The organism is Kaarinaea lacus (genome assembly GCF_975902315.1).
This window is the reverse complement of sequence record NZ_CDLKIE010000193.1, coordinates 1-8,375: the sequence shown is the minus strand read 5'-3', so window position 1 is coordinate 8,375 and position 8,375 is coordinate 1. Positions and strand designations below refer to the sequence as shown.

Annotated in this window: 7 protein-coding genes; 1 reads left to right on the top strand and 6 read right to left on the bottom strand. The window is 46.6% G+C overall.

The window, feature by feature from the left end; all coding sequences use genetic code 11:
* The 5 genes from ACWVCM_RS05735 to ACWVCM_RS05715 form a co-directional block, all read right to left on the bottom strand.
* Nucleotides 1–1,468: AMIN domain-containing protein (locus tag ACWVCM_RS05735; RefSeq protein WP_455200763.1), on the bottom strand; the 1,468-nt coding region annotated here is incomplete at its 3' end.
* Between the two features lie 23 nt (nt 1,469–1,491).
* Nucleotides 1,492–2,037 (bottom strand): pilus assembly protein PilP, encoded by a 546-nt coding sequence (locus ACWVCM_RS05730; protein WP_455200762.1) that lies wholly within the window; start codon nt 2,035–2,037, stop codon nt 1,492–1,494.
* Between the two features lie 43 nt (nt 2,038–2,080).
* Entirely contained in the window at nt 2,081–2,722 is a 642-nt protein-coding gene (locus tag ACWVCM_RS05725; RefSeq protein WP_455200761.1) for a type 4a pilus biogenesis protein PilO, read from the bottom strand.
* On the bottom strand, nt 2,719–3,294 hold the full coding sequence (locus ACWVCM_RS05720) for a PilN domain-containing protein (protein ID WP_455200760.1): 576 nt from the start codon (nt 3,292–3,294) through the stop codon (nt 2,719–2,721). Before ACWVCM_RS05720 ends, ACWVCM_RS05725 begins: the two co-directional genes overlap by 4 nt.
* Nucleotides 3,294–4,364, bottom strand: a complete 1,071-nt coding sequence (locus ACWVCM_RS05715; protein WP_455200759.1) for a pilus assembly protein PilM — start codon at nt 4,362–4,364, stop codon at nt 3,294–3,296. Before ACWVCM_RS05715 ends, ACWVCM_RS05720 begins: the two co-directional genes overlap by 1 nt.
* Before the next feature lie 248 nt (nt 4,365–4,612).
* Here ACWVCM_RS05715 and ACWVCM_RS05710 point away from each other — a divergent pair, with 248 nt between their 5' ends.
* On the top strand, nt 4,613–7,225 hold the full coding sequence (locus ACWVCM_RS05710; RefSeq protein WP_455200758.1) for a penicillin-binding protein 1A: 2,613 nt from the start codon (nt 4,613–4,615) through the stop codon (nt 7,223–7,225).
* Nucleotides 7,226–7,340: 115 nt separating this feature from the next.
* On the opposite strand, the gene ACWVCM_RS05705 is transcribed toward ACWVCM_RS05710, so the two are convergent.
* On the bottom strand, nt 7,341–8,375 hold a 1,035-nt coding region (locus tag ACWVCM_RS05705), incomplete at its 5' end, for a PilT/PilU family type 4a pilus ATPase (RefSeq protein WP_455200757.1).

Here is an 8,375-nt window from a genome sequence, read left to right as displayed (position 1 = left end):
AGCCGGTGAAATCGGCAATTAACTGGAGTACCGCGCGAACTTCGATGTCCTGGAAGTTGAGTGAAAGTTTTTCACCGGTATAACCTTTGGTCTCGTCTTCTTTTTCCTTCTCTTCTTCAGGTTTTACCGAAGGTTTAATTTCAACTGTATAGGTGTTACCAGTGTGGTAGGCCAGATACTCATAGTCACCAGCGGGTGTAACGGAGAGTCGAACACGGTTGCCGACTCGTGTGGTATCGATGAACTGTACGGGTGTAGCAAAGTCGATAACGTCGAGGCGTTGTAACAGGTCATTGGAAATACCGGTATTACCAAAATCAACGAAGATTTTATTGCCTGACTCCCCGGTACTGGCGGGAGTATTAGCATCCGAAAGGGTTATGATAATTTGCCCTTCGCCTTGCGCGCCACGGCGGAAATCAATATTGGAGATATTGTGCAATGTGTCATCGCCGGGTACGGCGGTTGATACTTTCGATGCGGCGCTTGGAGCGACTTTACTGGCAGCTCGACCGCCTGCTAATGTGACATAGACATTGCGCCCGCTGACCTCAGTTTCAAAAGGTAGTAGCTGAACCAGGTTTAAAATAACACGGGTCCGGTTGCCTGCTTCAACAGCGGTGATACTTTTTGCAAACCCAACACCCACATTTTTATTCTTCCAGTTCAAAGCACTCCCGGTATTAGGGAAATCCAGAGCAATTCGAGCCGGATTATCGATAGTGAAACTGCCGGGGGTTACTGCATTGCGGGAGAATGACAATTTGAACTGTACCTTGTCACCTGGGAGCTGGGTGAATGTTACGTCCTGTAACGCAGTGCCACTTCCGCTTACTGTTCTGCGGGGAGCGGGCGCAGGGGCAGGAACGGTACGTCTGGGTGCCGGCTGTGCTGGCGCTGGTGTTGGAGGCGCTTGTGTTTGGGTTGCTGCCGCCGCGACGGTTACCGGTGCGGCTGAGCCTGCTGACGCGCTATCGCCGGGAAAGGTTACAAACATGTTGTTGCCTTCCGCGCGGATCTTGTAAGTCTTTAGTGACTCCATGCTAATAGCAACGCGAGTCCGGTTTTTAGACTGGCTGGCCTTAAGTGATTTTACGCCTGCCGCATCGACGGGTAATGGCAAACTCCAGGGTAAATTATTTTTTGTCTTTGATAAGTCAATGGACAATTTCGCAGGACTTTTTGAGGTAAAGTCCGTTGGTGTAGGTGGTGGGCCGGAAAATGCCAGTCTTATTTCAACGCCACCATCGGCCGTGGATTTGAAATCTGCAAAGTCCAGGGTTCTCGCCGTTTCACCTTCTTCAGCAATCGCCATGCTTATTGGAGCCGAGAAAAGAGTAAATGCCAGGGCAGTGAGCGCTACCAGGTTAAATAATTTTGCAATGTTAGCTTTCCCTTTAAATAATCCGGGTGATCTGGTCATGGAAATCTCTTTGGATTCAGGGTTTATGTTCTTGGTTAATGCCATTTCTACAGTCCTCATAGGGATGATCATTCGCTCACACTTAAGGTAGCTTGACGTCTTACCCAGCCACCGAGTCCATCCGGTACGGTTTCTTGCAATACAATTTCACTTTCCGTTACACGAATTATTTGTCCATAATCCTGGCCGATGTAGCGGCCTTTTTTCGTTCTGTACAGCGTGCCTTCTTGTGACCTGATTAATGCCCAGCGCTCACCGCCCTGTTCAAGACTACCCACCATGTTTAATGTATCTAGTGGAAATTGTTCCAGCACTTCGCGCTGGCGTTTCATATTGGGACGAAGGTTGTTATTAGAGCGTACAACTTTTCGAGCTACCGACGCCTGGAATGGGTCGCGCAAGGTAGTTTCGTCATACACATAGGTCTCGTAAGTTTTCACTTCAGGCAAAGGTGGTATGGGTGCCGGCTTTTTGGCTTTGACTTTCTGTACGTAAGATTGCAGATCGGATACGTTATCGCTACCACACCCTGCGAGCGCGAGGCTGATGAGCAATAATAGAGCCGCACTTTTATAAGAAAAATTGAATTTTTGTCGTATGGTTCGAGTAAACATGATTCAAGTTTTTTTCAGTCCTTGTTGAATTATTAAATGCTGGCTATCGTTTTTTTCTTTTTGATTTCTTGCCGCGGTTCTTGGCATCCAGTTCATCCTGATCCAGATAGCGATACGTGTTTGCGGTAGCTTCCATGACCAACATTGCATCTCCGCCTTTTTTACCTTTGGTTTTTTGACCAATCTTCAGGTTGTGCAGCGTAACAATCCTGGGTAATGCTGCGATGCCGCTGGCAAAATTACCAAACTGGTGATAGGTGCCAACAACGCGAATACTGATTGGGTATTCGGCATAAAAGTCCTTAACAGTTTCGGAACCTGGTTTGAATAATTCAAACTCCAGGCCAGCTTTTAATCCTTCTCGGGAAACGTCCACCAGCAATTCCGCGACTTCCGTTTTACTGGGGAGTTGCAATAATAATGCCCCAAACGTTTTTTCCATGTCTTTCATTTGCTGTTTGTACGAAGCAAGGTTCGCTGCTACGGCCTGCTTGGTTTGAAATTCCTTTTTAAGTTCTTCTTCCTTGGCCTTTGATTTGTCCAGTACGCTAAGTTGTTCCTTGGTGTCGAACCAGTAACCCGCGAAGCCTACGGCTGCGCAGACTATCAGGATGGCAATCAGTTTTATCGGAAACGGCCAGTTTCCGGCATTACTAAAATCCAGTTCATTGAGATCAATGTTCACGCTTTCTTCTCACCCTTTTTTTCTTCAACCGAAGGTGTTGCCTGATTTACGTCCAGCTTAAACCAGCTGGCGTTTTCGAATTCCTTTTTTGCTGAATCTATGATGCTAAGTTTTGGGTTGGTCAGCCATGGTGACGCATCCAGGTTTCGCATAAATGCGGATACGCTATCATTTGAGTCGGCGACACCTGTAAGACTTAACTTGTCGCCCGTTCTTGACGCGTCCAGCAGAAATACGCCTTTTGGTGTAGCGTTGGAGATTTCTTCAAACAAATGGACGATTTCCGGGCGGCTACTTTGTAACTTTTGTATAACATCCAGTCGAGCCTGCAAGGTTTCTTTATCCCGTTTCAGATTCCGAATTTCCTCAATTTCTTTTTCAACTTTCTTGATGATGTTTTCCAGAAACTGGTTACGCTGGTTCTGGCCTTCTATCATGCTGGTCATTTGTATATGTACAAAAACCACAGCCAGAGCAGTTACTATGGCGGCACCTGCTAACGATGTATTAAATTGTCGTTGTTTGGCCGCGCGTAGTTCTTCGCGCCAGGGTAGTAAATTAATATGTGGCATTAATCAAAACTCCTTAGAGCCAGTCCGCACGCAATCATAAGTGCGGGTGCATCATTGCTGAGCGCTTGAGCCTTAACACGTGAAGCGAGCGACATATGAGTAAAGGGATTTGCAACAGAGGCTGTTGAACCGACCCTTTCCTCAATAAGTTCATCAACGCCGGGAATTGAAGAGCTACCACCAGCAAGAATGATATGATTCACTGAGTTGTGGTGACTGGATGAAAAGAAGAATTGCAGGGAGCGGCTCACTTGCTGAGCCATTGCATCTTTAAATGGTTCCAATACTTCCGGTATATAGTTATCTGGCAAACCACCCTGGCGTTTAGCCATACCGGCCTCTTCGTAGGACAATCCATAACGACGCTGTATTTCTTCGGTGAGTTGCTTGCCACCGAAAACCTGGTCACGCGTGTAAATTATGCGACTGTCGTGCAACACGCTTAATGTTGTCATGGTGGCGCCGACATCGATAATGGCCACTGTATTGTCCTGCATGCCACCCGGGATTTGAGCGGCGAGCAAAGGATAGGCATTTTCCAGTGTGTAGGCTTCGATATCGACAACTTTGGTTGTCAGTCCGCCCAATTCAACGGCGGCCACTCTTGAATCTACATTTTCGCTACGAGAGGCTGCCAATAATACGTCACACGTATCGGGATTTGATTCTGAAGGACCCAATACCTCAAAATCCAGATTTACCTCTTCCAATGCATAGGGAATGTACTGATCAGCCTCCAATTGAATTTGACTTTCCAATTCGTCATCGGATAAGTTGGAAGGCATGGTGATAACTTTGGTTATTACCGATGAACCCGCTACGGCAACTGCAGCAAATTTGCTTCGACTTCCCGAGCGTTTTACGGCACGACGGATCGCTTCACCAACGGCTTCAACGTCAGTAATATTCTTTTCAACAACGGAATTCGGCGGTAGAGGTTCAGCCGCATAGGCTTCAACCTTAAAACCATCGGATTGTTGGCTGAGTTCCAGGAGCTTTACGGCTGTTGAACTTACGTCGAGCCCAATTATAGAAGGCTTCCTTGGTGCAAATAATTGCGCTATACCCACACTGTTTTCCTACTATGTTTTTTTGAGTTGATGTGTATATCGGTACGATTTTCGCAAACTTAACGAAAAGAGCTGAAAATTCCGAGTACAGAAAAATATAGATCAAAATTTAGGTAAAGAACAAATACTATTAGTTTGATGTTATTGAAAGTTTTATACTTTGTCGACACGGAATTTTTGAACTTGATCACACTCTAATCGGGCCCATGGCAAGATAATTGAACGAGACTATTAAAATTTGAGATTGTATGGCTAGTAAATTTAAAAAACTATTTAGTGCTCCTGTATTACTCACCCTTGCGAGTGGTTGCTTTATAGCCGCTTGTGTCACTGGATTGACTATTTATTGGTTTGTTGTGCCTAAACTTCCGGCAATAGAAAGCCTGCGTGACGTGCAACTTCAAGTGCCGCTCAAGATATATACAAAAGATGAAAAACTCATCGCGGAGTATGGTGAGAAACGAAGGGCGCCACTGGAAATAGAACAAACGCCGAAGACACTAATCAATGCCGTTTTATCGGCAGAAGATGACCGCTTTTATGAGCATTACGGTGTGGACCCTAAAGGTTTGTTGCGTGCAGTTGTCTACTTAATACGCACAGGGCACAAGGGACCGGGTGGCAGTACCATCACCATGCAGGTAGCCAGGAACTTTTTTCTAAGTCGGGAGAGAACCTATCTGCGCAAACTCAATGAGATTCTTCTTTCTTTCAAGATTGAACAAGAGCTCTCTAAAGACGAAATTCTTGAGCTTTACCTTAACAAGATTTATCTGGGTAATCGCTCCTACGGTTTCGCAGCGGCGGCACAGGTTTATTATGGTAAAACGCTGGACGAGATGACGCCGGCGCAGATCGCCATGATCGCCGGCTTACCCAAAGCACCTTCGGCCTACAATCCCATCGTTAATCCAGAGCGCGCTTTAAAGCGGCGTAACTATGTATTAAGTCGAATGAATGATCTGGGATTTTTGTCGGATGAAGATTATGAGACCGCCAGGAATAGTGTTGATGATGCGGAACTACATGGCTTGCGCGTAGAAGTAGAGGCGCCTTATCTGGCCGAAATGGTGCGCGCAGAGCTGTATGACCGATTGGGTGAGGACACTTATACTCAGGGTTACAAAGTTTACACCACCGTTGAATCACGTACCCAGATAGCGGCGAATGAAGCTTTACGTAAAAATATAATAGCGTATGAAGAACGCCACGGTTTTCGTGGACCGGAAGCGAATGTTGACCTGAGTCAGGTTGAGGGATTTGACGAGATGGCATATCGAGCCATTCTTTCTGATTACCGGCCGGTTAACAAGTTGTGGGCTGCTTTGGTTACTGCAGTGAACGAAAAAGATATTGTTGTGTATCAGTCAAGACATGGCCAGATTAAGATTGATTGGGAAGGTTTGAAGTGGGCCAGGCCCTGGAATGGTGACGGCAAGGTTCCGGGTGAAGAGCCGACCAAGGCAAGTGATTTTCTGACTACCGGCGATATTATTCGTATTGTTAAAGTAAAAGATGGAAAAGAGGGTGAACCAGACGTATGGAAGCTGGCACAGATCCCTCGCGTAGAAGGGGCGCTGGTTTCCTTATCTGCACATGATGGCGCTTTGTTAGCACTGGTGGGTGGATTTGATTATAACAAGAGTAAGTTTAATCGTGTCACACAAGCTGAGCGTCAGCCGGGCTCGAATATCAAACCATTCAATTATTCTGCGGCATTGGAAAAAGGGTATACAGCCGCGAGTTTGATTAATGATGCGCCTATCGTATTCGAAGACCCGGGACTGGAAAGTACCTGGCGACCGGAAAACTACAGCGGCAGGGTCTTTGGTCCTACGCGCCTGCGCAAAGCATTAATTAATTCTCGTAACCTGGTATCGATACGCTTATTGCGCGCGATTGGTATTTCTTATGCGATTAACTATTTGCAGAAATTTGGTTTTCGAAAAGAAAGTCTTCCCCGTGATTTGTCCTTATCACTTGGCAGTGCGGCGATTACCCCAATGGAACTGGTAACAGGCTATGCAGCCTTTGCCAACGGTGGGTATAAAGTTGAACCCTATTTCATAGAACGTTTGGAAACAGCAGAAAATGTTGTGATCATGCGTTCCAATCCGCTAGTGGTATGCGAACAATGTGAAGCGGATGCAAATAACAATGCCCCGCAGCCTGGCCAGGATCCCATGTTAACTGAGGCATCGATGACAGCTGAAGGCGAGTTAGCTGAGAACGCTATTCCTGAAAATACCGATTTACTCGTGCCGGTCTATGAAGAACAGCTGGATCCAGCGATGATGGCCGAAAGCGAAATTGATACTGTTAACAATGCTATCCCTCAGCGAGTCGCTAAACGCATCGTCTCGCCACAAAATATTTACATTATGAACAGTATCCTGCGCGATGTTATTAAACGTGGGACTGGTAAGCGAGCCCTGGCGTTAAACCGCAATGATATAGCCGGTAAAACGGGTACCACTAATGATCAACAGGACGCCTGGTTTTCCGGGTTTAATCCCGATGTAGTGACTACGGCGTGGGTTGGCTTCGATGAGCCGCATACTTTGGGTCATAATGAGTATGGCGGCAGGGCTGCGTTGCCGATGTGGATAGAATATATGGCTGAAGCATTGAAGGGTTTACCTGAGCCAGCATTGGAAACGCCACCTGGTCTTGTCACTGTTCGTATTGATCCTGAAACGGGTTTGCTGGTGGGTGCGGATTTTCCCAATGCGGCATTTGAAATATTTCGAGCTGAGTATGTACCCAAACGTTTGGACGAAGATCCAGTGGTTGTCGATTTGGGATCAGGGGAGACCACCCCGGTTAAGGAAACTGAAAATATCCCGGAACAACTGTTTTAACAATTAACAGTATCTATTTTCCTGTCTGGTATGCGAGGCCGGATAAATTGGCTATCGCACAGTTTGATTCTGAATTTGGAAAGGAAGGTGAGATTCGAGTGAATCCTTGAGTAGCTTACCTTTTCAGGGATAAGCTGCCACCTATCATACCTTCGCCCGGCGCTGGTTCATCATGTTGCAGGCTAAGGTTGCTTTCGCCGCCACCTGCTTTACCTTCGCTTAAGCTGATCTTCAAGCGCAGATTATTTTGTGAATCTGCGTTGCGTAAAGCTTCATCCAGCGGGACTTTGCCAGCTTTATAAAGGTCGAAGATAGCCTGGTCAAAGGTCTGCATACCGATGTTGGCTGATTTTTCCATGACTTCTTTGATCTTATGGATTTCACCTTTCAATATCATTTCACAGACCAGTGGCGTACCCAGTAAAACTTCAACAGCAACACAGCGTTTACCATCAACTGTTGGGATTAAGCGCTGCGATATAAATCCCCGCAGGTTCAGCGATAAATCCATTAACAACTGGTTACGGCGTTCTTCGGGAAAGAAGTTGATAATCCGGTCCAATGCCTGGTTAGCATTGTTAGCATGTAGTGTGGATATCGCCAGGTGACCGGTTTCCGCGAATGCTATGGCATGTTCCATGGTTTCCCGGTCGCGTACCTCGCCGATGAGAATTACATCGGGTGCCTGACGCAAAGTGTTTTTTAGCGCGTCTTCATAGGAGTCGGTGTCTACACCCACCTCACGTTGATTCACGATACACTTTTTATGGTGGTGTACGAATTCAATGGGATCTTCAATCGTAATGATGTGACCCGTACTGTTTGAATTGCGGTAGTCAATCAGGGCAGCCAGGGATGTGGATTTACCAGAACCGGTGCCACCAACGAACAGGATTAGCCCACGCTTTTGCATAATGACTTTTTTCAGAATCGGTGGAAGTCCCAGTTCCTCAGCCTTGGGGATTTGTACTTTGATGTTACGGATAACCATGGCAACCTGGTTGCGTTGCTGGAAAATGTTGACACGGAATCGCCCTATTCCGGGTGCGGAGTGGGCCAGATTCATTTCCGGCTTTTCTTCAAATTCCTCAATTTGTTCCTCGTTCATTAGCTCGTAGGCTAAATCCTTAACCCGTCCGGCAGGCATCGT

What these genes read in the sequence shown, in the direction of transcription:
- ACWVCM_RS05730 (WP_455200762.1), bottom strand. Translation starts at nt 2,037, where the DNA reads ATGTTTACTCGAACCATACGACAAAAATTCAATTTTTCTTATAAAAGT.
- ACWVCM_RS05710 (WP_455200758.1), top strand. Translation starts at nt 4,613, where the DNA reads ATGGCTAGTAAATTTAAAAAACTATTTAGTGCTCCTGTATTACTCACC.
- ACWVCM_RS05720 (WP_455200760.1), bottom strand. Translation starts at nt 3,294, where the DNA reads ATGCCACATATTAATTTACTACCCTGGCGCGAAGAACTACGCGCGGCC.